1 protein-coding gene is annotated in these 727 nt (G+C 62.0%); it reads left to right on the top strand.

All coding sequences use genetic code 11. The annotated features are described in order from the left end of the window. The coding region (locus AYK65_RS32675; RefSeq protein ID WP_172402091.1) for a hypothetical protein at positions 1 to 727 on the top strand (727 nt) is incomplete at both ends.

The following is a 727-nucleotide window of genomic DNA, read 5'->3' as shown; positions in this document are numbered from 1 at the left end:
GAGGAGCGATCTAGCGGCGCTGCGCAAGTTCAGCAAATGGCTTGACGAGAACCACCGGACGCAGATCGCCGGCCGGATTGAGGACCCGGGGTTGGACGCGCTGGCGAAGGACTTCGCGGAGCACGAGAGCGCGCGTATCAATCCGGCGCTGAAGAGGCTCCGGGAAGCTTCTGTCGTACAGCCTGTGACGGCTGCTTCGAATGTTCGACCTGGCACCAAGTATGATGAGGAACTCTTTGCCCAGGCTGCCGGCCTCAAAGAAGGAACCATGGGAGGCGATTTGACCGGCGCGCGCCATACAATGCCGGCCGCGGCACCGCACCAAGCTTCCGTCGTTCAGCAAACGCGCAGCCGAAAGCGCGGCCGCGAGCACCCGGACGAGGCGCTTTTTGCCGCCTACCGTGCCGAGGCGGATAAAACAGCCAAGGTGAGTGAAAGCTCGATTGCTGGCGATATAACGGCGCTGCGCAAGTTCAGCAAATGGCTTGACGAGAACCACCAGAGCCAAATCGACGGTCGGATTGAGGACGAGCAGCTGGACGGCCTGGCGAAGGACTTTGCGGGCAACAATGCCGTACTACGGAGCGACACCAAAGTGGCGTTGGGAAGGCTCCGGCAGCATTTTGCCGGACAGCCTGTGACGGCTTCGACTGTTCCGCCCGGCACGAAGGACGATGAGGAACTCTTCGCCCAATACCGGGCAGCGAGGAGCGATCTAGCGGCGCTG

Origin of the sequence: Ensifer aridi, from assembly GCF_002078505.1 — a bacterium.
In the GTDB taxonomy this organism is placed as follows: Bacteria; Pseudomonadota; Alphaproteobacteria; order Rhizobiales; family Rhizobiaceae; genus Sinorhizobium; species Sinorhizobium aridi.
This window is presented reverse-complemented; position numbering and strand designations above follow the sequence as displayed.